22 protein-coding genes are annotated in these 24,650 nt (G+C 45.6%); 16 read left to right on the top strand and 6 right to left on the bottom strand.

Going from position 1 to position 24,650, the window contains the following annotated elements:
- The first annotated feature begins 4 nt into the window (after positions 1–4).
- Entirely contained in the window at positions 5–1,351 is a 1,347-nt protein-coding gene (gene vmrA, locus OH459_RS04495) for a sodium-coupled multidrug efflux MATE transporter VmrA (RefSeq protein ID WP_009698720.1), read from the top strand.
- A gap of 70 nt (positions 1,352–1,421) precedes the next feature.
- On the opposite strand, the gene OH459_RS04490 is transcribed toward vmrA, so the two are convergent.
- From OH459_RS04490 to OH459_RS04480, 3 genes are all read right to left on the bottom strand, one after another.
- The gene (locus OH459_RS04490) at positions 1,422–2,300 is read right to left on the bottom strand and encodes a U32 family peptidase (RefSeq protein WP_005449138.1); all 879 of its coding nucleotides are present in this window, start codon (positions 2,298–2,300) and stop codon (positions 1,422–1,424) included.
- 20 nt (positions 2,301–2,320) lie between these two features.
- The gene (gene ubiU, locus OH459_RS04485; RefSeq protein ID WP_005431919.1) at positions 2,321–3,334 is read right to left on the bottom strand and encodes a ubiquinone anaerobic biosynthesis protein UbiU; all 1,014 of its coding nucleotides are present in this window, start codon (positions 3,332–3,334) and stop codon (positions 2,321–2,323) included.
- A gap of 149 nt (positions 3,335–3,483) precedes the next feature.
- Positions 3,484–5,523: a sensor domain-containing protein gene (locus tag OH459_RS04480; protein ID WP_005449136.1), complete on the bottom strand. Its 2,040-nt coding sequence runs from the start codon at positions 5,521–5,523 to the stop codon at positions 3,484–3,486.
- Between the two features lie 266 nt (positions 5,524–5,789).
- Between OH459_RS04480 and ubiT the strand changes: the two genes are divergently transcribed.
- Together ubiT and OH459_RS04470 are read left to right on the top strand one after the other, a co-directional pair.
- A complete protein-coding gene (ubiT, locus tag OH459_RS04475) occupies positions 5,790–6,317 on the top strand; it encodes a ubiquinone anaerobic biosynthesis accessory factor UbiT (protein WP_005431915.1) in 528 nt (175 codons plus the stop codon).
- Positions 6,301–6,804, top strand: a complete 504-nt coding sequence (locus tag OH459_RS04470; protein ID WP_038898002.1) for a GNAT family N-acetyltransferase — start codon at positions 6,301–6,303, stop codon at positions 6,802–6,804. Before ubiT ends, OH459_RS04470 begins: the two co-directional genes overlap by 17 nt.
- An 87-nt stretch (positions 6,805–6,891) precedes the next feature.
- Here OH459_RS04470 and OH459_RS04465 read toward each other — a convergent pair whose 3' ends face one another.
- Entirely contained in the window at positions 6,892–7,344 is a 453-nt protein-coding gene (locus tag OH459_RS04465; RefSeq protein WP_005449133.1) for a hypothetical protein, read from the bottom strand.
- A gap of 63 nt (positions 7,345–7,407) precedes the next feature.
- On the opposite strand from OH459_RS04465, the gene OH459_RS04460 reads away from it, so the two are divergent.
- The 11 genes from OH459_RS04460 to deoD all read left to right on the top strand — a co-directional run bounded on the left by OH459_RS04460 (position 7,408) and on the right by deoD (position 18,752).
- Entirely contained in the window at positions 7,408–7,806 is a 399-nt protein-coding gene (locus OH459_RS04460; RefSeq protein ID WP_005431900.1) for a DNA polymerase III subunit psi, read from the top strand.
- A 12-nt stretch (positions 7,807–7,818) separates the two neighbouring features.
- The gene (gene rimI / locus OH459_RS04455; RefSeq protein WP_269985988.1) at positions 7,819–8,277 is read left to right on the top strand and encodes a ribosomal protein S18-alanine N-acetyltransferase; all 459 of its coding nucleotides are present in this window, start codon (positions 7,819–7,821) and stop codon (positions 8,275–8,277) included.
- A gap of 208 nt (positions 8,278–8,485) precedes the next feature.
- Positions 8,486–9,553: a GGDEF domain-containing protein gene (locus OH459_RS04450; RefSeq protein WP_009698716.1), complete on the top strand. Its 1,068-nt coding sequence runs from the start codon at positions 8,486–8,488 to the stop codon at positions 9,551–9,553.
- A 132-nt stretch (positions 9,554–9,685) separates the two neighbouring features.
- Positions 9,686–11,275: a peptide chain release factor 3 gene (gene prfC, locus OH459_RS04445; protein WP_005449129.1), complete on the top strand. Its 1,590-nt coding sequence runs from the start codon at positions 9,686–9,688 to the stop codon at positions 11,273–11,275.
- A 122-nt stretch (positions 11,276–11,397) separates the two neighbouring features.
- Complete coding sequence (locus OH459_RS04440) at positions 11,398–11,565, top strand: DUF5363 family protein (RefSeq protein WP_005449128.1); 168 nt, start codon at positions 11,398–11,400, stop codon at positions 11,563–11,565.
- Positions 11,552–12,325, top strand: a complete 774-nt coding sequence (locus OH459_RS04435; protein WP_050902391.1) for a TatD family hydrolase — start codon at positions 11,552–11,554, stop codon at positions 12,323–12,325. The genes OH459_RS04440 and OH459_RS04435 overlap by 14 nt, the downstream gene beginning before the upstream one ends.
- A gap of 204 nt (positions 12,326–12,529) precedes the next feature.
- Positions 12,530–13,813, top strand: coding sequence for a NupC/NupG family nucleoside CNT transporter (locus OH459_RS04430; protein ID WP_005449124.1), 1,284 nt, complete (start codon positions 12,530–12,532; stop codon positions 13,811–13,813).
- A 580-nt stretch (positions 13,814–14,393) separates the two neighbouring features.
- Positions 14,394–15,170, top strand: a complete 777-nt coding sequence (gene deoC / locus OH459_RS04425; protein ID WP_005449122.1) for a deoxyribose-phosphate aldolase — start codon at positions 14,394–14,396, stop codon at positions 15,168–15,170.
- Positions 15,171–15,268: 98 nt separating this feature from the next.
- Complete coding sequence (gene deoA, locus OH459_RS04420) at positions 15,269–16,597, top strand: thymidine phosphorylase (protein WP_005449121.1); 1,329 nt, start codon at positions 15,269–15,271, stop codon at positions 16,595–16,597.
- 68 nt (positions 16,598–16,665) lie between these two features.
- On the top strand, positions 16,666–17,886 hold the full coding sequence (locus OH459_RS04415; protein WP_005449119.1) for a phosphopentomutase: 1,221 nt from the start codon (positions 16,666–16,668) through the stop codon (positions 17,884–17,886).
- 146 nt (positions 17,887–18,032) lie between these two features.
- Positions 18,033–18,752, top strand: coding sequence for a purine-nucleoside phosphorylase (deoD, locus tag OH459_RS04410; RefSeq protein ID WP_005449118.1), 720 nt, complete (start codon positions 18,033–18,035; stop codon positions 18,750–18,752).
- A gap of 91 nt (positions 18,753–18,843) precedes the next feature.
- On the opposite strand, the gene OH459_RS04405 is transcribed toward deoD, so the two are convergent.
- The gene (locus OH459_RS04405; protein ID WP_009698713.1) at positions 18,844–19,449 is read right to left on the bottom strand and encodes a YtjB family periplasmic protein; all 606 of its coding nucleotides are present in this window, start codon (positions 19,447–19,449) and stop codon (positions 18,844–18,846) included.
- A 91-nt stretch (positions 19,450–19,540) separates the two neighbouring features.
- On the opposite strand from OH459_RS04405, the gene serB reads away from it, so the two are divergent.
- Positions 19,541–20,521 carry a phosphoserine phosphatase gene (gene serB, locus OH459_RS04400; RefSeq protein WP_172580188.1) on the top strand — a complete coding sequence of 327 codons (981 nt, stop codon included), beginning with the start codon at positions 19,541–19,543 and terminating at the stop codon, positions 20,519–20,521.
- Between the two features lie 57 nt (positions 20,522–20,578).
- On the opposite strand, the gene OH459_RS04395 is transcribed toward serB, so the two are convergent.
- Positions 20,579–22,927 (bottom strand): PilZ domain-containing protein, encoded by a 2,349-nt coding sequence (locus OH459_RS04395; RefSeq protein ID WP_269985987.1) that lies wholly within the window; start codon positions 22,925–22,927, stop codon positions 20,579–20,581.
- A gap of 151 nt (positions 22,928–23,078) precedes the next feature.
- On the opposite strand from OH459_RS04395, the gene radA reads away from it, so the two are divergent.
- The gene (gene radA, locus OH459_RS04390) at positions 23,079–24,458 is read left to right on the top strand and encodes a DNA repair protein RadA (RefSeq protein ID WP_005439523.1); all 1,380 of its coding nucleotides are present in this window, start codon (positions 23,079–23,081) and stop codon (positions 24,456–24,458) included.
- Positions 24,459–24,650 lie beyond the last annotated feature (192 nt).

Here is a 24,650-nt window from a genome sequence, read left to right as displayed (position 1 = left end):
AGTCATGCAAAACTCTATTTATAAACAGTTTTGGAAATACACAATTCCGACCGTCGCAGCCATGCTGGTCAACGGTTTATACCAAGTCGTTGATGGTATCTTTATTGGTCGTTATGTAGGTGCTGATGGATTAGCGGGGATCAACGTTGCGTGGCCGATCATTGGCTCGATACTCGGTATTGGTATGATGGTGGGCGTGGGTACGGGCGCTCTAGCCTCTATCAAGCAGGGTGAAAAAGACCGTGAGGGCGCGAAACGCATCCTTTCTACTGGTTTATTGCTTTTAGTCGCTTTGATGCCAGTTGTAGCAACAACATTGTTCTTCTTCGCCGATGATTTTATTCGCTGGCAAGGCGCGGAAGGTCGTGTTTATGAACTTGGTTTGCAGTATCTGCACATCTTAAGCGTCGCGTGTGTGTTCTCGCTTGGGTCAATTGCGGTGCCGTTCTTATTGCGCAATGACGATAGCCCGAATTTAGCCACCATCTTGATGGTGATTGGTGCCGTCATCAATATCGTGCTCGATTATATCTTTATTGCTTGGCTTGGCTGGGAGCTTAAAGGAGCGGCAATCGCAACTGCGTTAGCGCAGATGGTGGTGACGATTCTTGGTGTTGGTTACTTCTTTACTGCAAGAGCGAAGATGCGCCTGTCGACTGGCGATCTGAAAATGCAGTTTGATGTCATCCCTAAGATTGTCATGATCGGCACATCGAGCTTCTTTATGTATGCCTATGGCTCAATGATGGTGGCACTTCACAATGCGCTATTTGCCCAATACGGCAGTGCATTGCTTATTGGCGCTTACGCTATCTTGGGCTACATAGTGACGGTTTACTATTTGATTGCGGAAGGCATTGCCAATGGTATGCAACCTCTAGTGAGCTACAACCATGGTGCGCGTAATCAAGACAATATTCGTAAGCTGTTGAAGGTTGCAATGGGGACTTCGGTGCTAGGTGGGGTTGCGTTTGTTATTCTGATGAACATTTTCCCATACGAGTTTGTGTCCGTGTTTAACAACGCCGACCAACATCTTATTGATGCGACGGTAGTGGGGATTCGTCTCCATATGTTTGCGCTGTTCTTAGATGGCTTCTTGGTGGTTGCCGCAGCGTACTACCAATCGGTGAACAAAGGCAGCAAAGCGATGTTCGTGACCATTGGTAATATGGTGATTCAATTGCCGTTCTTATTCATTATGCCAAAGCTATTCGGTGTTACTGGTATCTGGATTGCGTTCCCATTGTCTAACATAGCTTTGAGCTTAGTGGTGATGACAATGCTGTGGCGCGATATAAAGAAGCTAATGAACGAGAGCTCTGTAGAGCCAAGTATTCAAGCGTCTTAACGACGAATAAAAATAAAAAAGCGAGGTTATAACCTCGCTTTTTTATTGCTTTGAAGCCCGTGAGAAAGAGTTAGATGTTCTTCACTTCCAGACCCGCAAGCTGATGCCAATAACCGTTACATTGGCGGTCTTGGATCTTGCCTGGGTTAGTACCTTTCTCATTGGAACGGAACTGATCCAGTTCAGAGAAGGTGCTAAGACCAAGTGGGCTCAAACGTACCACGTCAACCAGACCTTCCATGCTTGGTAGATCGTTGATCAGGTTGTAGCAGTAACCAGACTGAGTTTGGATACCGTTTAGGTTAAATACTTCCTGACCCTCTTGGCTGCTTACTTTAATGCCCGTTGGGTACTTAATACAGCAGGTTTCGCAGTCATCTTTGGCTTTGTTTTCTGCACGAGCTGTAAAGCAGCGCGCCGAGTAAGCCAGAGGCAGATAACCATGACTGAAGACTTCTACTTCAAACTTATTACGAATACCAAGTTCATCACATTGAACCAGCGTGTTGCTGAGCCATTCGCGTGATAGTTCTACTGGCATGCACCAGCGGATCATGCCTTGTTTTAGAAACAAGTTAAGCGTGTGAGCGTTGTAAGTATTAACTGCAGGGCCAACGACGAAAGGCACTTTATGCTCAGAAGCCAGTTGAACCGCGGACACGTCATTGGCTTCAATCGCGAAGTCACCATTGTCGATGTACTTCTTCATGATGTTCACTTCACTTGGCGCTTCTAATAGTGCCATCGTTGATAGCACGACTTGTTTGCCAGATGCAGAGAGTTCTTTCGCGATATCGAACCAATGTGCAGGCTTCATTTCACGACGTTTCGAACATACGGTTTCACCAAGGTAGATGATGTCCGCAGAGCTTGATTTTGCTTGTTCATAAAACGCTTCAACGTCTTGCTTTGGCCAGAAGTACAACAGTGGACCAAGCGCGTATTTCATTGAGTTATCCATTTTAACCTCTACTGCCATTTACGGTGGTAAGCACCAAGAGTGGTTTGCGTGCCTTCAGACACGTTTGCCAACGCTGCATCCCAAGCCGCTTCTACTTGGTAAGCTTCTGGGTTTGCTTGGTAGCGATCAATCGCTGCACGCCATGTGCGCGTTACTTGTTCTACGTACGCAGGACTCCGTTGGCGACCTTCAATTTTTACTGAAGCGACATTAGCGGCAAATAGCTCTGGCAGCATCGACAGGGTGTTCAAACTGGTTGGTTCTTCCAGTGCGTGATAACGTTTTTTCTCGCCTTCAATTTCAGCTTCAAAACGACCTTTACATAAGGTTGGGTAGCCCGCGTTTTCACCTGCGCTGTAGCGATCGATCAGAATGTCGTTAAGACGAGACTCCAGACCATTCTCAGTCTCTTGCCAGCGGACGTATTTTGCTGGAGAACATGCACCAACGGTGTTTGGTGATTCACCTGTCATGTATGACGATAGGTAGCAACGACCTTCTGACATGATGCACAGGCTACCAAAAGCAAAGACTTCTAGCTCGACATCACTGGTGATATTGCGAGAAAGCTGTTTTACCTGATGGATAGACAGTACGCGAGGCAGTACTACGCGTTTTACGTTGAAGTTTTGTTTGTAGAAATCAACGGCTGCAACGTTGGTTGCTGAAGCTTGCACAGAAAGGTGCAGCTCGAGCTCTGGGTATTTGCGAGCAGCGTACTCAAGTACCGCAATGTCAGCCACGATCAGTGCATCGACACCCAGTGCTGCTGCATTGTCGACAGCGTTTGTCCAACGTTCGAAACCATTTGGATGGGCAAAGGTGTTGAGTGCAACGTGGATCTTTTTGTTGCGGTCATGAACGTATTGCACCGCTTTTTCTAGCTTCTTGCCGTTGAAGTTCAGACCAGCAAAGTGACGCGCGTTGGTATCGTCTTTAAAGCCGATGTATACGGCATCTGCACCGCAATCAATCGCAGTTTTTAACGCAGGCAGGTTACCCGCAGGACACAAGAGTTCCATATGCTCACAATCATAGAGAATAAAAAGGTGTCCGCATTTTATGAAGAATTATGAATAGCGAAATTGACCTAAGTTAGGTTTAGCTCAATAAAGTTGAGATTTACCCCTTGAGAGTAAGGGGTAAATCTCAGATTTTGTTGCTGTTGAGATCAGTTCTTATGACGGCGGTTTTGCGCAAACAACTCTTCCACTTCGTGTTTAGGTTGAGGACGGTAGAAATGGAAGCCCTGAATCGAGTTACATTGTAGGTTCGATAGCAGTGTTGCTTGCTGGTGGGTTTCGACACCTTCGGCAACAACGGTCAAATCTAATGATTTACCAAGATTGATGATGTTCTCAATCACCGTCACCTGTTTCGGTAGTGTATCGATGTCGTTGATAAACGCACGGTCGATTTTTAATTCATCGATAGGGAAGCGTGCTAAGTAGGAAAGGGAAGAGTAACCAGTACCGAAATCATCGATAGACAGCGCGAAACCAAGCTTCTTGATCGCATTAAGCATTTGCAAAGTGTGTTCGCTATCGCTCATTACCGCACTTTCGGTGAGCTCAAAGGTAATGCAGCTTGGGTCAAGTTCAGTAGTGCGCAGTAACTTCTCCATATAGTCGATCAGTTGTGGATTACCGAACTGCTCTGGAGAGAGGTTGATTGCCACGCGTCCCGGTAGAATGCCTTGCAGTTTCCAGCGTTTTACTGTGTTAAACACATCGCGCATGACCACGCGACCAAGGTGTTCAATTAAGCCTGCACGCTCGGCGACAGGGATAAATGCGCCCGGGCTGATGTAGCCTTCGACTGGGTGCTTCCAACGTACAAGCGCTTCGGCGCCGTTAATGCTGAAGTCGCGCGCGTTAACCTTCGGCTGGTACCAGACTTCCAACCCGTTTTGCTGCAAGGCTTTCTGCAGTTCAATTTCTAGCCATAAACGCATGCGCGCTTCTTTGTTCATCTGATCGTTGAATTTAATCAGACGGTTCCGACCGCGATCTTTCGCTTCATACATTGCAGTGTCAGCATTTTGCAGCAGAATGCGTGCATCTTGCCCATCTTCTGGGTAACGTACACTACCGATAGAGCATGCAAGGCGTTTACTGAAGTGATGGAGATCGAAAGGTTGGTTAATCAGAGAAATAATGCGCTCAGAGAGAATCTCCGCCATGCGAGTGTTTTCTGGCTCAGGCAGAATGATGCCAAACTCATCGCCGCCCAAGTGCCCAATGATGGCTTGATTAGGTAAAGATCGTTTTAAGCGGGCGGAGACTTCTTGAATCACTTTGTCACCGATGTGGTGACCAAGTGAGTCGTTAATGTTCTTAAAGTTATCGATGTCGAGGTAGAAAACCAGCAACGGTGTCTGGCTCTTAATAAGTTGCTCTAATCGTTTCGTAAAGCCAAAGCGGTTATACAGTTTGGTCAGTGAATCGATGTGTGCGTCTTCATTGGAATTAGAAGAGAGCAGCTTGGGTGCGTCATCGGCATCTTGGATCAAAATGATTTGAGATTCACTCCCAAGAATTGCCGTGGTATCAGCATGCAACTGAACTTTCCGTTCGAAGCCACAGCGGGCGCTGGTCAGACACACAAAAGGTTTTTCAGAAAGTAATGTGCTGATGCGATGGGTGAAGACTTTTTTGCTGTTTTCATCGATAAACAAGCGAGTCAGCTCTTCACCAAGTAGCTCATGAGGCGAGTTCAACCCGAGTAAACGTGCGGAGGCTGGGTTGGCAGAGATGATGATGTCATCTTCTACCAATAACAAACCGTCAGGCAGTAATTGGGTTAATTTGGCGAACTTACTTTCTGACTCTTCTAAAGAACGAACCAGAATTTGTTTCTCAGACGTATCGATGGCGTGGAAGACCACGAAGCGGATTTCATTTTCTTCATGAACTGGAGAAAGGCTAAAGTGGAGGCTGGTTTCAAGGTCCGTTTCGTCAAGCGTGATTTCCGCTTCAACATGATCGCCTTTGAACGCGCGTTGGTAGTAGGGCGCGAGCTTCTTATAGAACTGCTCTCCCAGTACTTGGCTGTCGTTCAGACCAACGATGTCGTCGTGTCCTAAGCCTGCAATGTCACAATAGCGATCACTTACCATTCGATAATTGTGTTTCTTATCAAGAATGGCAAAAAAGAATGGGCTATTTGAGGTAAGCGTTGCAAACCAATGTTGTAATTGCTGGGAAGGCATTAAGGTGTTACCGATCTCCAATGAGCCTGATTATTCGTCCGTGTAATAAAAACGCTATTTTGATAACTATAACTTTGAACATACCGTTATTAAAGCGTTTATCCACGTCTTCGCGTCAATAATACACGTAAGGTCAAAAAAACGACGCTTGGGTGAGTAAAACTGCCTATTTCTAAAACAAACAGATTTATTGATACATAACAGGTACTGGTATTACTCTATTGCGTAAGATAGACAACCTTATGACAAAGTAACGGATAATTAGCGTGTTAAACAAGATTCGCAGTCAACTAGTAAAGAACGCAGCATCAATTTTGCGATCTCCAGTCCAGTTATTGCCACAAACTGTTCAGAAAAAAGCCTTATTGGAAGGTTTGAAAATGGTGTTCAAAGAAGCCCTAGAAGATGGCGATTTTGAGTTCCTTGAAGACAAGTGGTTAAAAGTTGCGATTAAAGACTTGAACTTAGCATGGTACATCAGCTACCAAGATGAAAAATTAGTGGTAGCAGAGAAACCGGTTCAGGAAGATGTAAGCTTTAGTGGTAACCTTAACGACCTAGTACTTATTGCTGGTCGCAAAGAAGACCCTGATACGCTGTTCTTCCAACGTCGTCTTTCTATCGAGGGCGACACTGAGCTTGGCTTAGAAGTGAAAAACCTGATGGACAGTGTCGACTTAGAGCAGTTACCAAAAGCGATGCAAGTAGCACTGAACCAATTGGCTGACTTTGTTCAGAAAGGGGTTCAAGCGCCTGCACAAGAAACCGGAGTAGCGAATGCTTATTCGAACTGAAGCCCCTGCGGACATTCTCACCATTGACCGCTTATTAAAACACGCTTTCCCAACGGATGCGGAAGCCAACCTAGTGATGCGTTTACGTGAAAACGGTAAGCTCACTCTGTCTTTGGTGGCATGTACCGATGAAGGTGAAGTGGTTGGTCACGCGTTGTTTAGCCCTGTGACGTTGAATGGTGAAGATTTGTCATGGCAAGGTCTTGCGCCTTTGGCTGTACATGAAGATTACCGCCGCCAAGGCATTGCCGCTGAGTTAATCAAAGAAGGCTTTGATTCACTGCGTGATTTTGGTTACCCAGTGTGTGTGGTATTGGGTGAGCCGGATTACTATGCGCGCCAAGGCTTTACAGCCAGCGAAGAGATGGGCTTCGACTGTGCGTGGGAAGTACCGCAAGGTGCGTTCCGTGTAGCAGAATTGGTCGAAGGTCAGTGTGACGGACGCTCTGGTCGCATCGATTATTCGCCAGAGTTTTCTGAGCTATAATCGCCAATATTGAATGACAAAGCCCGCTGAAAAAAGCGGGCTTTGTTTTTGAGCCGATTTTTTGACTGGCAAAAGAGGAAAGGTGGATTAATCCTGTTCTTGGACGCGTTTTTTACCCCAAACTTCGATTTTTGCCTTTTTACTCATGCCAGCAGCATTCAATGTCATGTTACCCCAGCTTTTGTATTCCATCTCTAAACGTTTGAATTTCGCATCTTCAGAACCCGGCAGTGTCCAAGCGCGCGTCGACATGCCTTTGGTCAGAGTGCCAACCATGGTTTTGAGTTTTTTCTCGCTGCCATCGGTCATGGTCACTTTCATGTTCTTAATACTCATGGTGCCTTGAGTGCACTTAATTTTGATCTTGCTGAATTTACGGTTTTGAAACAGACCGTTTGGCTCTACTGTGTCGGTTTCTGTTTGGAAGTTCACGGTTTTCTCTGCGATCAGCTCCCAACCATCGTTGCTATCCTTAGCGAATGCGGTAAAGCTGGTGGTGGCGATAAGTAACGTAATAGCGATTGATTGGAAAAGCTTCATAACACCTCTGACTTTAAATGCGAAATTTTGATAGGATTGCCTCGTTCAAATAGGTGACAAAAGATGTCAATTAACGAGAAACAATATTTACATGAAATGGGGATCAGCACTTGGGAGCTGAGTCACCCAGAAAGGCTGGAAGGCTATCAATCGCCATTATTGGATTTGCAAAGTTCTTGTAAACTCCTATTGGTATCGCCAATGTGTCCAGAAAACGAGACAGCTTTGATGTTTGAGCGTGTTTTAAAAAGCATTAAGCTCACGCTTGACGACGCGCTGCACCTAGAGCCTGAACGCTTATCCATGCTGGGGGAGCATCAACTAGAGTGGGTGTGGTTCGCAGGCTGTGAGGCAGATGCCAGCATCAATGCCAAGCAACTGACTTCACCGCTATTACAAGATATTGATGGCAACAACGAACAACGCCGTGCATTGTGGCAACAAATCTGTTCGTACTCTTAACGGAGCTAACGCGTGACAATTGAAATTATGCCGATGGGTGCGGAGCACCTTGACCAAGTTTGGCAAATCGAACAGCAAGCGCATTCTCACCCTTGGGCAGAATCTTTGGTTCGTGATTTATCCAGTCGCGGTGCTTGTCATCATGTGATGCTGGAAGGTACTCAGGTGGTGGGTTACTTCTATGGGCAGAATATTGTTGGGGAAGTGACGTTATTGAATATTGCTGTTGCGCCATCTCATCAAGGCAAAGGGCTTGGGCAAAAATTACTAGATGCGTTTATCGAATACTGCGAGCAAGCCAAAGCAGAAAGCGCTTGGTTGGAGGTACGTGAAAGCAACCACCCGGCAATCCATATTTATGAGCAAGCGGGTTTTAATGAAGTGGATCGTCGTTATAACTATTACCCAGCTAAAACGGGTAATGGGAAAGAAGATGCCATCATCATGAGCTACCTGTTTTTTAATGAGTAAGGTCTGTGGATAGCAAATAAATTGCACACACCTTAAGTTCATCGTCACATTAATAAGCCTCGGAATTCCCGAGGCTTTTTACTTTCTGGCATTTTACTTCATCCTTTTGACCGATTTGCCAAGCTTATTTTTGTTCGCTTTATTACCATGTAGGTTATAAGTTTATAAATTATATGAAACAAGATCTTGTCGGGAGGAAGAATTTACGATGCCGTATCCGCAAAAATTCGATACTCCTGTTGCTCAGTTGTTTGATGAGCAGAGTAGGGGAACTGTTCTAACAGTCTTAATGTTGGTGACCTTGGCGACATTTGTGCCACTTGGTATTAAAAATCTCCTGATTGGGGAGACATTCCTTGGGTGTGTTTTACTGGCTTTCCAACTGAGTTTCATTATTGAGTTTGCTGCATTGTTTATCCTTGGTGAAAGTAAAATTGGATATCGTATTCCACTGTTTTTGCTTTGGTTATCAGTGGTTTTAAGTGTGCATATCTTTGGCATCATCGCGACGTATTGGGTATTTCCGGTCATTGTGGCTTTGGTATTTATCATCCCGAGTAAAGATGCGTTGGTTACCAATGGGTGGATCATAGCTGGCTGTACATTCTCGGCTTGGTATCAACTTGAATGGAGCATCACTTTACGTTTTGTTGTTGCGGTAATTTGCTGCGCCATAGTTGCGCATGTGGCAGTGCATAAAATTGTTGAGTTGCAGGATAGGTTGAAGTTTCTTTCTACTAGAGACTCGATGACAGGTGCTCTTAATCGAGGGCAGTTAGAAGCTTTTCTTCTACGAGCCTTAGATGAAAAAAGAAGCGGTACCACCTCTTCAATAGCAGTCATTGATATTGACCATTTTAAACAGGTAAATGATTTGTACGGTCATGATGTTGGGGATGAGGTGATCAGTCAGATCGTTACAACGCTCAATGACTATTCAAGAGAGTACGATTTGCTGTTTCGATTGGGGGGAGATGAGTTCTTGATCTTGTTTGAAGGACTTTCCGATCAAACCGCGCAATTTATGATGAGTAGCATCAGCGATAAGGTGCGCGCCAAACATTATCCTCGCCATGCAAAAGTGTCTTTGAGTGTGGGCATTTCTGAGTGCTTGCTCGATGATGACACACCAGATCTTTGGCTAAAGCGTGCTGACATTGCTTTGTACGATGCAAAGCAAAATGGGCGGGACCAAATTGTAGTGGCTTCTACCATTGCTGCTGAAGTCGAATTGCTGGACTGGCAGGACGAAGCTCAGCAACGTAGTTATCTATAAACTCGCGAGGACAAACTCACGAGGAAAGTTGCCCCTAAAGCAATAATAAGCGAGAATACCGCGCAATATTGAATCGAATAAAGCTTGTTTGAATTTCGAGCAAGTCATCAGACATCAAAGAAGACCAGTTTCATGTCAAATACACCTTTTCTAGGCGAAGTTTCTAAGCGTAGAACGTTCGCTATTATTTCTCACCCGGATGCGGGTAAAACCACCATTACTGAAAAAGTACTGTTATTCGGAAACGCGATCCAAAAAGCAGGTACGGTTAAAGGTCGTGGTAACGCACAGCACGCAAAATCAGACTGGATGGAAATGGAAAAGGAACGTGGTATCTCGGTTACTACTTCTGTAATGCAGTTCCCTTACAACGATTGTCTGGTAAACCTACTTGATACTCCTGGACACGAAGACTTCTCGGAAGATACTTACCGTACTCTAACGGCAGTTGACTCATGTCTGATGGTTATCGATGCAGCGAAAGGTGTTGAGGACCGTACTCGTAAACTAATGGAAGTTACACGTCTACGTGACACGCCAATCGTAACCTTCATGAACAAACTTGACCGCGACGTTCGTGATCCAATGGAAGTATTGGATGAAGTAGAAAACGAATTGGGCATGATGTGTGCGCCAATCACATGGCCAATCGGCTGTGGTAAAGAGTTTAAAGGTGTTTACCACATTCACCGTGACGAAACGATTCTGTACGAATCAGGTCATGGTCATGAGATCCAAGAAGTTCGCATCATCAAAGGTCTAGACAACCCAGAGCTAGACGAAAAAGTAGGTGAAAGCCTAGCAGAAAGCGTTCGTGAAGAGCTTGAACTTGTCATGGGCGCATGCCCTGAGTTTGACTTAGAGTTATTCCTAACGGGTGAACTAACGCCAGTTTACTTTGGTACGGCACTGGGTAACTTTGGTGTTGACCACATGCTAGATGGTCTGACGGAGTGGGCTCCTGCACCGAAAACGCGTCAAGCAGTTGAGCGTGATGTTGAAGCAACAGAAGACAAGTTCTCTGGTTTCGTATTTAAGATCCAAGCAAACATGGATCCAAAACACCGTGACCGTATTGCCTTCATGCGTATCGTATCGGGCACTTACACGCAAGGCATGAAGATGAACCACGTTCGTCTTGGCAAGCAAGTGAGTATTTCAGATGCGGTAACCTTTATGGCGGGTGACCGTTCTCGTGCAGAGCACGCTTACGCGGGTGACATCATTGGTCTACACAACCACGGCACTATCCAAATTGGTGACACTTTCACTCAAGGTGAAGCGCTGAAGTTCTCTGGTATTCCAAACTTTGCTCCGGAATTGTTCCGTCGTATTCGTCTAAAAGATCCATTGAAGCAGAAGCAGCTACTAAAAGGTCTGGTTCAGCTGTCTGAAGAAGGTGCGGTACAGGTATTCCGTCCATTGCAAAACAACGACCTTATCGTAGGTGCGGTTGGTGTACTTCAGTTTGACGTGGTTGTAGCTCGTTTGAAGTCAGAATACAACGTTGAAGCGATCTATGAAGGCGTGAACGTGGCAACTGCTCGTTGGGTTGAGTGTGGCGATGCGAAGAAACTGGATGAGTTCCAGCGTAAGAACCAAACGAACCTAGCATTGGACGGTGGCGATAACCTAACTTACATTGCACCGACCATGGTTAATCTAAACCTAGCGCAAGAGCGTTTCCCTGATATCGATTTCCGTGCGACACGTGAGCACTAATCGAATCTAACTCGCTTTACATCGCGTACTAGATTATAAGCCGCCGTTAGCTATACACTTAGTTAACGGCGGTTTTTTTATTTGGTTTACAAAGAACTCTACGAGCTAAAAAAGGGTGGGCAATGAACTGGTTTAAAAAAGGACTTAAACGCTACGATGATTGGTGCAAAGAGATGGGACTAACACCCGATCAAAAGCGCAGTTGCGTGCCGTACAAACAAGACCCAGCTAATGAGCCATCTTCAACAAAGAAAGAAGAGCAAGAGAAGCCAAGTAATGAAACTATTTGATACTCATTGCCACTTTGACTTCGATGTCTTCCAAGATGACTTTGCATATCAAGTTGAGCTTGCGCGTGAGCAAGGAGTAGAGCGCATCCTTATTCCGTCTGTCGGGCCAAGTAATTGGACTCGCATTCAAGACCTCGCCAATCAATATTCTCATCTCTATTATGCACTGGGTTTTCATCCCTATTTTCTCCAACAAGAGTTTGAGCAATTTGCTCCAGAGTTGGAATCATTGCTTTCTTCGTCCAACCAACAATGCGTTGCAATAGGAGAGTGCGGTTTGGATTTCGCCATCGAAGTGCCAGTTGAGCGACAAGAGCGCGCGCTTGAGTTGCAATTTGAGCTAGCAAAGCGGTTTGATTTACCGGTGATCCTGCACAGCCGCAAAGCGCACAATCGACTTATTCAGATGGTTAAAGCGGCACATTTACCAAAAGGTGGGGTGTTGCATGCGTTCTCAGGCAGCTACCAACAGGCGATGGAATGGGTTCGATTAGGCTTTTCGATTGGCGTCGGAGGCACCATTACGTATCCGAGAGCTAACAAAACTCGCGACGCAATTCAAAGATTACCCCTTGAACATCTCGTCTTAGAAACGGATGCCCCAGATATGCCTATACTTGGCTATCAGGGGGAGCCGAATCATCCCTCACAACTTATTCATGTTCTCAATGAATTGACTTCTTTACATAGCAAAAGTAAGCAATCGATTGCTTCTCAGCTGTGGGAAAATAGCAATTCTGCTTTCTTTATATGTGAATAAAATCTAAAGAAGCTGTTTAAAAGCGAAAACGTTTTCCTGCTTATTGTGAGTTGACTCACAAACGAGAGTGAATCAATGATGAATCTTATAAGAAAGTGTGAGGGTGGCATTACTTTAATTGATTCTGCATGAGTATAATTGCCCCCGCTTTATAGCTCCATTTTGTAACACGCCAACAAATAACTTATAAGGAAGTCATAAACTATGAGCCTGTTTATGAGCCTAGTCGGTATGGTAGTGCTTCTTGCTATCGCATTTGCATTTTCCAATAACCGTAAAGCTATCAATCTAAGAACTGTGGGTGGCGCATTTGCTATCCAATTCATCCTAGGTGCATTCGTTCTTTACGTACCTTGGGGCCGTGATCTACTAAACGGTTTCTCTACTGGTGTTTCTAACGTTATCAACTACGGTAACAACGGTTCATCATTCCTATTCGGTGGTCTTGTTTCTGACAAGATGTTCGAAGTATTCGGCGGCGGCGGCTTCATCTTCGCATTCCGCGTTCTTCCTACACTGATCTTCTTCTCAGCACTGATTTCAGTTCTTTACTACATTGGTGTAATGCAGTGGGTTATCAAGATTCTTGGTGGTGCACTACAAAAAGCGCTTGGCACTTCTCGTGCGGAATCAATGTCTGCAGCAGCTAACATTTTCGTAGGTCAAACTGAAGCACCTCTTGTTGTTCGTCCTTTCGTTCCAAAAATGACTCAGTCTGAGCTATTTGCGGTAATGTGTGGTGGTCTAGCATCTGTAGCTGGTGGTGTACTAGCAGGTTACGCTTCAATGGGTGTACCTCTAGAGTACCTAGTAGCAGCATCATTCATGGCAGCACCAGGTGGTCTACTATTCGCTAAGATTCTTCACCCAGAGACTGATCAGCCTCACGAAGACATCGAAGAAGCAATGGACGGTGGCGACGACAAACCAGCTAACGTAATCGACGCAGCAGCGGGCGGTGCGGCTTCTGGTCTACAACTAGCACTAAACGTTGGTGCAATGCTAATCGCGTTCGTAGGTCTGATTGCGCTTGTTAACGGTATGCTAGGTGGCATCGGCGGTTGGTTCGGTATGCCTGAACTGACTCTAGAACTAATCCTAGGTTACGCGTTCTCTCCACTAGCATTCCTAATCGGTGTTCCTTGGGACGAAGCAGTTGTTGCTGGTTCATTCATCGGTCAGAAACTAGTTATTAACGAATTCGTTGCTTACTTGAACTTCACACCTTACCTAGGTGACAGCGCTCAAGTAGTTGCGGCAACTGGTGAAGTAATGTCTGAGAAGACTACAGCTATCATCTCATTCGCACTATGTGGCTTCGCGAACCTTTCTTCTATCGCGATCCTACTTGGTGGTCTAGGTAGCCTTGCACCAAACCGTCGTTCAGATATCGCTCGCATGGGTATTAAAGCAGTTCTTGCTGGTACGTTGTCTAACCTAATGGCAGCGACTATCGCAGGCTTCTGCCTTAGCCTTGCAGCATTTTAATTAGAATCGGTTCTTAATATATAGACGCCGTTTTAAACCATGCCCTGTAGCAAGAGATTGCTGCGGGGCATTTTTCGTTTTTTGGACCTGAAAACTTAACCGCACGTAGGTCTACGTGAGTGGCTTACGCAGTCGGTGGAATAGGGGCTGGAAAATTTTGAGATACAAACCGTTTGCGCTCTATTTGGTGCTACAGTTTTGCGGTGAATATCTATAATGTAGTAATCACGAGATCGTGGTTATGATAACCACTTAATCATAGAGTGAATATTACATACTCGATGGGCAAATGAATTGCCCTCAATATCAAATCAAACAAGCGTTTTATTGTTTGATGTGATATTAAAGACACCGCAATCATAGATTGTTGTGCCATAGGCCAAACTGGTACTGTGCGGTGACAAGGATAGCAATTGGCATATGACTTTTTCGCAGTATATGCCGAGTCTTCAGGGAACCAAGTCCGTTCATAAATAGACTGTTTAGCCAATTTCTCACACTGTCTCGACTTGTTGATTATAGTTAGAGAAGTGATGTGAGGCTGAGTAGTGAATTTTTTGAATATTGATCGGAGATAGAAATGAGCGATTTAAAAGCAGCAGCGCTACGTGCACTGAAACTTATGGACCTTACTACGCTAAATGATGATGACACTGATGCAAAAGTGATCTCACTATGTCATGACGCGAAATCTGCAGTAGGCAACACAGCTGCAATTTGTATTTACCCTCGCTTTATTCCTATTGCTAAGAAGACACTTCGTGAGCAAGGCACGCCAGAAGTTCGTATCGCAACAGTAACGAACTTCCCACACGGTAACGACGATATTGAAATCGCTGTTGCTGAAACAAAAGCGGCTGTCGCTTACGGTGCAGACGAAGTTGACGTAGTTTTCCCATACCGCGCTCTAATGGCGGGTGATGAGAAAGTGGGCTTCGAGCTAGTTAAGCAATGTAAAGAAGCTTGTGGTGACATCCTTCTTAAAGTGATCATCGAAACTGGTGAACTTAAAGAAGAAGCGCTAATCAAGAAAGCATCTCAAATCTGTATTGAAGCAGGTGCTGACTTCATTAAAACTTCAACTGGTAAAGTGCCAGTAAACGCAACGCCTGAATACGCTCGTATGATGCTTGAAGTTATTCGTGACATGGGGGTTGCAGAAACTGTTGGTTTCAAACCAGCAGGTGGTGTGCGTACTGCTGAAGATGCAGCGGCATACCTAGCAATGGCTGACGAAATCCTAGGTGATAACTGGGTTGATGCTCGTCATTACCGTTTCGGTGCGTCTAGCCTGCTTACAAACCTACTAAATACATTAGAAGTATCGGACGAAGTCGCTGATCCAACAGCGTACTAATTCCAACAATACGTCTGAACGGTAGCACCAACTTTGGTGCTACCAAACCTCTTCTATCCTACTTATACCATGGCTCAAAATGAGCTTGGGAGGCACTAATGTATTTACCACAAGAAATTATCCGTAAAAAACGTGACGGCGAAGTTCTAACAGCCGACGAAATCAACTTCTTCATTCAAGGCGTAGCGAACAACAGTGTATCTGAAGGTCAGATCGCTGCATTTGCTATGACAATCTTCTTCAATGAAATGACGATGCCAGAACGTATCGCACTAACGTGTGCAATGCGTGATTCAGGTATGGTTATCGATTGGAGCCACATGAACTTTGGTGGTCCAATTGTCGATAAGCACTCTACCGGTGGTGTGGGTGACGTAACTTCTCTAATGCTTGGTCCAATGGTGGCTGCATGTGGTGGTTTCGTACCAATGATCTCTGGTCGTGGTCTTGGCCATACTGGCGGTACGCTGGATAAGCTTGAGTCTATCCCTGGCTACAACATCACGCCAACAAACGATGTTTTCGGTCAAGTGACCAAAGATGCTGGTGTGGCTATCATCGGTCAAACGGGTGATCTTGCTCCTGCGGATAAGCGTGTTTACGCGACTCGCGATATCACGGCTACTGTAGACAACATTTCACTAATCACGGCGTCGATTTTATCGAAGAAGCTTGCTGCTGGTCTTGAATCTCTAGTGATGGACGTAAAAGTTGGCTCTGGTGCATTCATGCCAACTTATGAAGCGTCTGAAGAGCTAGCAAAATCAATCGTTGCGGTAGCAAACGGTGCAGGCACTAAGACAACCGCTATCCTCACGGACATGAACCAAGTCTTGGCGTCTTCTGCGGGTAACGCAGTGGAAGTACGTGAAGCGGTTCGCTTCCTAACAGGTGAATACCGTAACCCACGTTTACTTGAAGTAACAATGGCGTCATGTGCAGAAATGCTGGTACTTGGCAAACTTGCTGAGAACACAGAAGACGCACGTGCAAAACTGATGGAAGCGCTAGACAACGGCAAAGCTGCTGAGTGCTTCGGTAAGATGGTTGCTGGTCTAGGTGGTCCTGCGGACTTCGTAGAAAACTACGATAACTACCTAGAAAAAGCAGAAATTATTAAACCTGTATACGCAACAGAAACTGGCGTTGTATCTGCGATGGACACTCGTGCTATCGGCATGGCTGTTGTTTCAATGGGCGGCGGTCGTCGCGTTGCGACAGATGAAATCGACTACGCAGTTGGTTTCGATAACTTCATCCGTCTAGGTGAAGTAGCAGATAGCGATAAACCTCTTGCGGTTATTCATGCTCGCACTGAAGAGCAATGGGAAGAAGCCGCTAAAGCACTTCGCAGTGCAATCACTGTAGGTGGTGAGTACACACCAACTCCAGAGGTTTACCGTCAAATCCGTGCAGAAGATCTTTAATCGAATAAGTAATTACACAAGGCCTACTCAACCATAATAAGAAGCCGAGTGGGCCTAAGGAACGAGCAATGAAAAGAGCATTTATTTTAGTACTAGACTCATTCGGCATCGGCGCAGCTGCAGATGCAGAACAATTTGGTGATGTAGGTTCAGACACATTAGGTCATATTGCAGACCAGTGTGAGCAAGGCTTAGCAGATAACGATCAACGTAAAGGTGCACTTCGTCTTCCAAACCTATCTAAGTTAGGTTTGGCAATGGCACATAAAGAGTCAACAGGTCGCTTCGCACCTGGCCTAGACGCAGATGCAGAAATCATTGGTGCGTACGGTCACGCAGCAGAGCTTTCTTCAGGTAAAGATACTCCATCTGGTCACTGGGAAATCGCTGGTGTGCCTGTTCTGTTTGATTGGGGCTACTTCACTGATAAAGCAAACAGCTTCCCGAAAGAGCTGACTGACCGCATCCTTGAGCGTGCGGGTTTAGACGGCTTCCTAGGTAACTGCCATGCATCAGGTACTCAAGTATTGGATGACCTTGGTGAAGAGCACATGAAGACAGGTCAGCCAATTTTTTACACGTCTGCTGACTCTGTATTCCAAATTGCATGTCACGAAGAGACTTTCGGTCTAGACCGTCTACTAGAGCTTTGCCAAATTGCACGTGAAGAGCTAGAAGATTACAACATCGGTCGTGTTATTGCGCGTCCTTTCATTGGTCCTGGTAAAGGTCAATTTGAACGTACAGGTAACCGTCGTGACCTTTCTGTTGAGCCACCATCAGCAACTGTTCTTCAGAAGCTAGTTGATGAGAAGCAAGGTGATGTGGTTTCTATCGGTAAGATCGCTGATATTTACGCGAACTGCGGCATCACTAAGAAAGTGAAAGCGACAGGTATCCCTGCATTGTTCGAAGCAACACTAGAGCAAATCAAAGAAGCGGGTGACAACACTATCGTATTCACTAACTTTGTAGACTTCGACTCAGCGTACGGTCACCGTCGTGACGTAGCGGGTTATGCTGCGGCACTTGAGTATTTCGATGGTCGCATCAACGAAGTGCTAGAGCTAATGGAAGAAGACGATGTTCTTATCCTAACGGCAGACCACGGTTGTGATCCAACATGGCCTGGTACTGACCATACTCGTGAGCACATTCCAGTAATTGTTTATGGTAAGAAAGTACCAGCGGGCTCACTAGGTCGTCGTGATAGCTTTGCAGATATCGGTCAAACATTGGCAAGTTACTTCGGTACATCACCAATGGATTACGGTAAGAACTTCCTATAATTAGGTAGGTTTTGAAAACTAGGAGCTTGATTGCTCCTAGTTTTATGTTGGCAGCATGAAAATGTTGCTTGTCGGAAATGAGAATATTCTAGCCAAAACCGCCAGTAGCAGTGCGGATCGCTAGAGACAGGTTAAGGAAAAGAAACATGGCAACTCCACATATCAACGCAGAAATGGGTGCATTCGCAGACGTCGTTCTAATGCCGGGTGACCCGCTACGTGCTAAATACATTGCAGAGACTTTCCTTGAAGATGTAGTTCAAGTATGTGACGTTCGTAATATGTTCGGTTACACCGGCACTTACAAAGGTCGTAAGATCTCAGTAATGGGTCACGGTATGGGTATTCCATCATGTTCAATCTACGTGACTGAGCTAATCAAAGACTTCGGTGTGAAGAAAGTGATTCGTGTAGGTAGCTGTGGCGCAGTGAACGAAGATATCAAAGTACGTGATGTTGTTATCGGCATGGGCGCTTGTACTGATTCTAAAGTTAACCGCATCCGCTTTAAAGGTCATGACTTTGCCGCTATTGCTGACTACAAAATGGTTCGCGCAGCAGAAGAAGCAGCGAAAGCTCGCGGCGTAGACGTAAAAGTAGGTAACCTGTTCTCAGCAGAACTGTTCTACACGCCAGATCCAGAAATGTTCGACGTAATGGACAAGTACGGTATCGTAGGTGTTGAAATGGAAGCGGCTGGTATCTACGGCGTTGCTGCTGAGTACGGTGCGAAAGCTCTGACTATCTGTACTGTTTCTGACCACATCAAAACTGGCGAGCAAACCACATCTGACGAACGTCAAACTACGTTCAACGACATGATGCTAATCGCACTTGACTCAGTATTGCTAGGTGATGAAGAGTAAGGGCGAACAGCCTTCTATTCTTTTGCTTATCAGCATAAAAAAACAGCCCGCATCATGCGGGCTGTTTTATTTTGATAAATTGGTTTTTGAACTACTTGGTTAGCAATAGGTTTTCACCTTTTTTACGGCGGATCGGCTGTCTGCGTAAAATCATGATGAACAGCATGCCACATGCAAAGCTCATCAGTACCATCATGTACATGTAACGATCACTTTTACGGTAGTGATGATCAGAGATTGCCGTTACACGACCGGTTTCAAAAGTCACTCGTACAAAGCCAATCACTGCGCCATCTGCCAGTACCGGTTCAACGAGCTGCTGACGTCCAATCGACGCTGTCGCAAGTGGCGTATCTAATCCAAGTACCTCTCGTACAGACAGCGCTTCTTTGCTGGATGCAAGACGCACACCTTGCGCGTCATAGATGGTCGCATCGAATACCAGACGGTCTTGTGCTAACTGATTCGTCAGTTTAAGCAGACGTTCTTGGTCTTTATTTATGATCATTTCACTGGCAGATAACGACGCCTGTGAAATCAAAACTTTGGTCAGGGTTTCAAGCTGCTGCGCTTGTATCTTCTCATTACCCTTACTGATCACGACACTGTTTTTGATGGTGACAAATAGCATCACACACAGCAGTATCAGCGCCAGAATTCGTAGGGCATTCCTTACTGAGAATAAGGATTCACTCATGCTCTTTACTCGTCCATTCAAAACAAAACAAAGACTTGCCTTTTTAGCTTGTTGAGGTAACGTTTTAGCAAAGTCACAAGGGATTATATACATGGACGCGTCAAAAAGCTTGCCTATCAGAAGGCATACGACTCTTTTAAAACGACTACCCGAAACTCGCTTTGCTACTCAGCTCGATAAAGCCAAGGCTAACTGGATTGTATTTGGTGAGCACCTTGAGCCTCGCAATTTTGAAGACATCGATTTTTTTACCGGCTTCTACAACCCAATTTTAGATACTTGGAAGGTAGGTCAGTATGAAGTGGCATTGATGGCGGGTAACCTTACGCCAGAGCATGAAACCATTCTGAAAAGCTTAAATCTGGATTACGCTTCTTTAAACGAAGTACCGGATCTTTCTGCGCCGGGTTTGGTTGTGTTTGATATGGATTCAACTGCGATTCAAATCGAGTGTATCGACGAGATTGCTAAACTTGCCGGTGTAGGCGAAGAAGTCGCCGAAGTCACCGAACGAGCCATGCAAGGTGAGCTGGACTTTGAACAAAGTTTACGTCAGCGCGTTGGTAAGCTGAAAGGGGCTGATGAAGCCATTCTTGAGCAGGTACGAAGCCAACTGCCATTCATGCCAGACTTCGAAGCGTTGATTACAACCTTCAATGCATTGGGTTGGAAGACTGCGATTGCCTCTGGTGGATTCACTTACTTCTCCGACTTTGTTAAAGACAAAGTGGGATTGGATTTTGCTCAATCCAACCAACTAGAAATTGTTGATGGCAAATTGACGGGTGAAGTGCTTGGCGATGTTGTATCTGCCCAAACCAAAGCTGACATTTTGGTAGAGCTTGCAGAAGAGTACGAGATTGAACAACACAATACCGTCGCAGTCGGTGACGGTGCAAATGATCTGGTGATGATGTCTGCTGCAGGGCTGGGTGTGGCTTATCACGCTAAACCTAAAGTTGAAGAGCAAGCGCAAACTGCCGTTCGATTCGTAGGTCTAGGTGGTGTGCTGTGTATTCTTTCTGGTGCTTTAGTTAAGCAGCAGAAAATCAGTTGGAAAGCGAAACCATAATCTGGGTTTTCACGACGAAACACGATAGAAAAACACCGCCAGTTTGGCGGTGTTTTGTTATTCAGTCAGTTCTAATCGCACGATCACTTCTTCAGTAATGTCTTCAAATTCGCTGTAGCCAACTAGTGCGGTCAGCTCTTTTTCTAGTTTACTGGCTTGATGAACCCCAAATTGGGTTAAATCACTCAAATCTTGGCGCAGCAAAGAAGTCATCGGATCAAAGATTGGCGCGGTAGAAATACGGGTTGCGTAAAACTCACCCATCATGCGGGCTTTCTTTATGAACTGAATACGTTCTTTGACACTGGTAAAATCTTGTTGCAGCTTCGACTCTAGCCCAGTGATTTTGCTACCAACTTTCGCCACGCTGATGTAAACATCTTGATGTCTCGCCTGAGCGCCATCAATACGTTTAATTGGTTCGGCGATCAGAGTGCTAGATCGTCCCTTAAATAATGGTTCGAGAGAGAACTGCTGATTGTGACCAAGGCGTGCATATAACTCGATGTGCTTCGCTAATGGGAAGTTGACACCAATAACGGGAGTTTTCACCGAAGAGGCTGCGCTTTTACTAATAAAGATTGGCGTACTCAAAATACGTGAGAGTAGGACACTGTGCAGCCTTTCCAACAATGCGTTACTTGGCAGCATCTCTTTTTGTGGGATGAGTTTGTCTTGGTTGTGCTCGATAATGCTATTGAAGAAAGCAATAACACGCATGGTTTTGCTGTCTTCATCTATGACCAGTTGCACGCTACGACCATCGGGACTCACCCGAATAATCCGATAAGGGACTTCTGAAAGAGGCAATTTCTTATCGTATAACTGTAGCTCTCGGAAGTTGATGCGTACTTCTTGCCCTGAGCGTAATTCCGTCGGCTCATCCAAGCGTAAGCCCAAGCCTCGCTTAGAGATATCCATGGTAAAGCCTGCAGCTTTCGCACTTCCGGTATTAAGCACTAAAGGGGTTTTGAAGCGATAACGGGGCTCTTTTCGACGAGATTGGGCGTCAAAGTAAATACCTTTTGGATTGCCGATGATCTTACGTGGATGGCGAAAAGCATTAAGTGTATTCGCGGGCACGCGAGGTTTTTCAGTAAGCAAATAATCCTGTCCAGACTTCTCATCGGCAATTTCTTGCAAAATGCCTACGTGGGTCAGTTTTTGCGAACTTTCGGCTAACTCAGAAGAAAACGCAGCAAGGTCTTCTTTTTCTTGTTGAGACAGTTCAAAAATCGAAATGCGGAAAGCACGCCAACTGGCGCGTTTGGCTCCCAGGTGCCAGAACAATTGACGCTGCTCTCTGGTCGCTTCTGGGCGCAGCATTGAATAGAAGTACGTTTTGTTGTCATGCTCATGAGTAAAGGAATAGAGCACGTTGGTTGCCCCTTTGACCCCCGGCGCAATTAACGAAGCCATCCTTTTCGGATTGAACAACGAACCAAATACTTGCTGGTTACGCTCATCATGCCAGTATTGCCACATCTTTTGGTTATTTGGTGTCAGCATTGCGAGCTTGAGTTCGCTGCCTTCAAAAAACAGAGGGAGGTTGCTGGTGTGCTTCAGGGCTATATGTTCGTAACCACGCGTGCGAGCGCGAATGATTTTATCTTGGTTATCATGACGAGCACGTTTTGCAGCGCTGTTGAGAGCTTCATCAATCAAGCGAGCAACGACATTGGTCTCGGTCAAGCGAATGGTTCTTAGATAACGAACAGCATCGTTCTCGTAGCAATCATCCACTGCGAGCACACGATAAGTGATTGGCTTTTCAACGCCGGCAACCTGAGATTTGCTGGCAAACTCGGTAAAGGTAACTTGAATGACTTCGCCCAAGCTGTATTTGAATGCACTTGGGACTTTGAATTTTGCTCCAGAGCTAGAAAGGTCAATACTCAGACCGTGGATCACTTGGCTTTTTGAGCGAATGATTTCTACCTGAGACTGTACTTTTAAGCGCTTTTCTTGGCGCTTTAAGTCGTAACCAAGATGAACCGGTTCGGCAAGGAATGGACTTTTAGGGTCGGTCAGCGATTGTTCTTCATTCTTACCGTTGTTTTTACTCATTACACGAAAGTTGTTACGTGTATTGACCAAGGCTTCCCACATGCCTTCAGTGTAAGCACCGAATTTTTTTAAGTTTTTGTGGTAAGCGTTGAAAGCGACGTCATCCAACCAATGAGGGATGCCACCTAATAAGTATTCACGACATTCACCTTTCACTCGACCTCGCAAATCAATGCTTTTCTTGCAAGGTGCCATGACACGGTTGAGTTCCATCTTTACAAGAATTTTGGCCGATGGCGGTTCCCCCTCGGTCAATTGACCAAGGACGAAGTCAAAGTCATCAGAGCCATAAACTGGGATGAGTCGTTCTGCGAGCGAGAGAATTTCAGATTGCTGCATTATTTCTGTTAAAGTATGTCGTTATTCGAATTATATCGGCTAAGCAAAGCAAAACTTGAGTATATCAAGAGTTCATGTCCAATAAGGTCAGACATGGCAGTGCTTGGTCACATTTGTTGAAAAAACCGAGTGTTGAAAAGATCGAGGCATCATGGCGAAAGCAAAACGAGCGTATGTTTGTAATGATTGTGGCGCAGATTTCCCACGTTGGCAGGGGCAGTGTAATGCGTGTGGTGCATGGAACACGATTACTGAAGTTCGTATTGCTGCATCGCCAACGGTAGCGCGCAATGAACGCTTATCTGGTTATGCAGGCTCAGCGACGGAATCAAAAGTTCAGACGCTTTCCGAGATTGATCTGCAAGAAGTGCCGCGTTTCACCAGTGGGTTTAAAGAACTCGATCGTGTACTTGGCGGTGGTGTGGTTCCTGGTGCGGCGATTTTGATTGGTGGTAACCCAGGGGCAGGTAAGTCAACGTTACTTCTACAAACCATGTGTTTGTTGTCGGCGCAAATGCCTACGCTGTACGTAACGGGTGAGGAATCACTTCAGCAAGTTGCGATGCGTGCTTCCCGTCTTGGTTTGCCAAAAGAGCATTTAAAGATGCTGTCAGAAACGAATGTCGATAAGATCTGTCAAATTGCAGAGAAAGAGCAACCACGCATTATGGTTATCGACTCGATACAGGTTATGCACGTTTCTGATGTTCAATCCTCACCGGGGAGTGTCGCTCAAGTACGTGAATCGGCAACCGCCTTGACGCGTTACGCAAAGCAAAACAATGTTGCTGTCTTTATTGTTGGTCACGTAACAAAAGATGGTACCCTTGCGGGACCTAAAGTACTTGAGCACATTATTGACTGCTCCGTGTTGCTAGATGGTGGGACTGATAGCCGTTTCCGTACGCTTCGTAGTCACAAAAACCGTTTTGGTGCAGTGAACGAGCTCGGTGTTTTTGCCATGACAGGGCAAGGGTTAAAAGAAGTGAACAACCCATCGGCGATCTTCCTTTCTCGTGGTGAAGAGGAGACGTCGGGTTCCTCCGTGATGGTTGTTTGGGAAGGTACGCGCCCTCTATTAGTAGAGATTCAAGCGCTAGTAGACTATTCACAACTGGCAAACCCACGTCGTGTCGCGGTTGGCTTAGAACAAAACCGTCTCTCTTTATTACTAGCGGTACTGCATAAGCATGGTGGTCTACAAATGGCAGACCAAGATGTATTTGTGAATGTCGTTGGTGGCGTCAAAGTCACAGAGACCAGTGCTGACCTTGCGTTAGTTATGGCGCTTTTATCGAGTTTCCGCGACCGTCCACTACCAAAAGATGTGGTGGTGTTTGGGGAAGTGGGCTTGGCGGGTGAGATTCGACCTGTACCAAGTGGGCAAGAGCGTTTGAATGAAGCGTTTAAGCACGGCTTTAAGAAAGCAATCGTTCCTGCAGCGAATATGCCCAAGGGCGGTATTCCTGGTATGCAAATCCACGGCGTGAAAAAACTATCGGAAGCTATCGAAGCATTTGATGAGTTGTAAACGCTATCTTGTGCCCCAATTCTAGGGGTAACAATAATGTTGAATCTGTCCTCATTATTGTCGAATTAAGCACACATATTGCGAAGTTTGACTATTATTTGAGGACGGAAAATCGACGTTAAAATTTTTTTTCTTCCATCCGCACGCAAGGGTATCAGTATTGACAGAATGTGATATACTCTGCGCGCACTT

The sequence above is a fragment of the Vibrio sp. MM46 genome, from assembly GCF_027587135.1.
Taxonomy (GTDB): Bacteria; Pseudomonadota; Gammaproteobacteria; order Enterobacterales; family Vibrionaceae; genus Vibrio; species Vibrio harveyi.
This window is presented reverse-complemented; position numbering and strand designations above follow the sequence as displayed.

What these genes read in the sequence shown, in the direction of transcription:
- vmrA (WP_009698720.1), top strand. Translation starts at nt 5, where the DNA reads ATGCAAAACTCTATTTATAAACAGTTTTGGAAATACACAATTCCGACC.
- OH459_RS04490 (WP_005449138.1), bottom strand. Translation starts at nt 2,300, where the DNA reads ATGAAATACGCGCTTGGTCCACTGTTGTACTTCTGGCCAAAGCAAGAC.
- ubiU (WP_005431919.1), bottom strand. Translation starts at nt 3,334, where the DNA reads ATGGAACTCTTGTGTCCTGCGGGTAACCTGCCTGCGTTAAAAACTGCG.
- OH459_RS04480 (WP_005449136.1), bottom strand. Translation starts at nt 5,523, where the DNA reads ATGCCTTCCCAGCAATTACAACATTGGTTTGCAACGCTTACCTCAAAT.
- OH459_RS04470 (WP_038898002.1), top strand. Translation starts at nt 6,301, where the DNA reads ATGCTTATTCGAACTGAAGCCCCTGCGGACATTCTCACCATTGACCGC.
- OH459_RS04465 (WP_005449133.1), bottom strand. Translation starts at nt 7,344, where the DNA reads ATGAAGCTTTTCCAATCAATCGCTATTACGTTACTTATCGCCACCACC.
- OH459_RS04460 (WP_005431900.1), top strand. Translation starts at nt 7,408, where the DNA reads ATGTCAATTAACGAGAAACAATATTTACATGAAATGGGGATCAGCACT.
- OH459_RS04450 (WP_009698716.1), top strand. Translation starts at nt 8,486, where the DNA reads ATGCCGTATCCGCAAAAATTCGATACTCCTGTTGCTCAGTTGTTTGAT.
- prfC (WP_005449129.1), top strand. Translation starts at nt 9,686, where the DNA reads ATGTCAAATACACCTTTTCTAGGCGAAGTTTCTAAGCGTAGAACGTTC.
- OH459_RS04440 (WP_005449128.1), top strand. Translation starts at nt 11,398, where the DNA reads ATGAACTGGTTTAAAAAAGGACTTAAACGCTACGATGATTGGTGCAAA.
- OH459_RS04435 (WP_050902391.1), top strand. Translation starts at nt 11,552, where the DNA reads ATGAAACTATTTGATACTCATTGCCACTTTGACTTCGATGTCTTCCAA.
- OH459_RS04430 (WP_005449124.1), top strand. Translation starts at nt 12,530, where the DNA reads ATGAGCCTGTTTATGAGCCTAGTCGGTATGGTAGTGCTTCTTGCTATC.
- deoC (WP_005449122.1), top strand. Translation starts at nt 14,394, where the DNA reads ATGAGCGATTTAAAAGCAGCAGCGCTACGTGCACTGAAACTTATGGAC.
- deoA (WP_005449121.1), top strand. Translation starts at nt 15,269, where the DNA reads ATGTATTTACCACAAGAAATTATCCGTAAAAAACGTGACGGCGAAGTT.
- OH459_RS04415 (WP_005449119.1), top strand. Translation starts at nt 16,666, where the DNA reads ATGAAAAGAGCATTTATTTTAGTACTAGACTCATTCGGCATCGGCGCA.
- deoD (WP_005449118.1), top strand. Translation starts at nt 18,033, where the DNA reads ATGGCAACTCCACATATCAACGCAGAAATGGGTGCATTCGCAGACGTC.
- OH459_RS04405 (WP_009698713.1), bottom strand. Translation starts at nt 19,449, where the DNA reads ATGAGTGAATCCTTATTCTCAGTAAGGAATGCCCTACGAATTCTGGCG.
- serB (WP_172580188.1), top strand. Translation starts at nt 19,541, where the DNA reads ATGGACGCGTCAAAAAGCTTGCCTATCAGAAGGCATACGACTCTTTTA.
- OH459_RS04395 (WP_269985987.1), bottom strand. Translation starts at nt 22,927, where the DNA reads ATGCAGCAATCTGAAATTCTCTCGCTCGCAGAACGACTCATCCCAGTT.
- radA (WP_005439523.1), top strand. Translation starts at nt 23,079, where the DNA reads ATGGCGAAAGCAAAACGAGCGTATGTTTGTAATGATTGTGGCGCAGAT.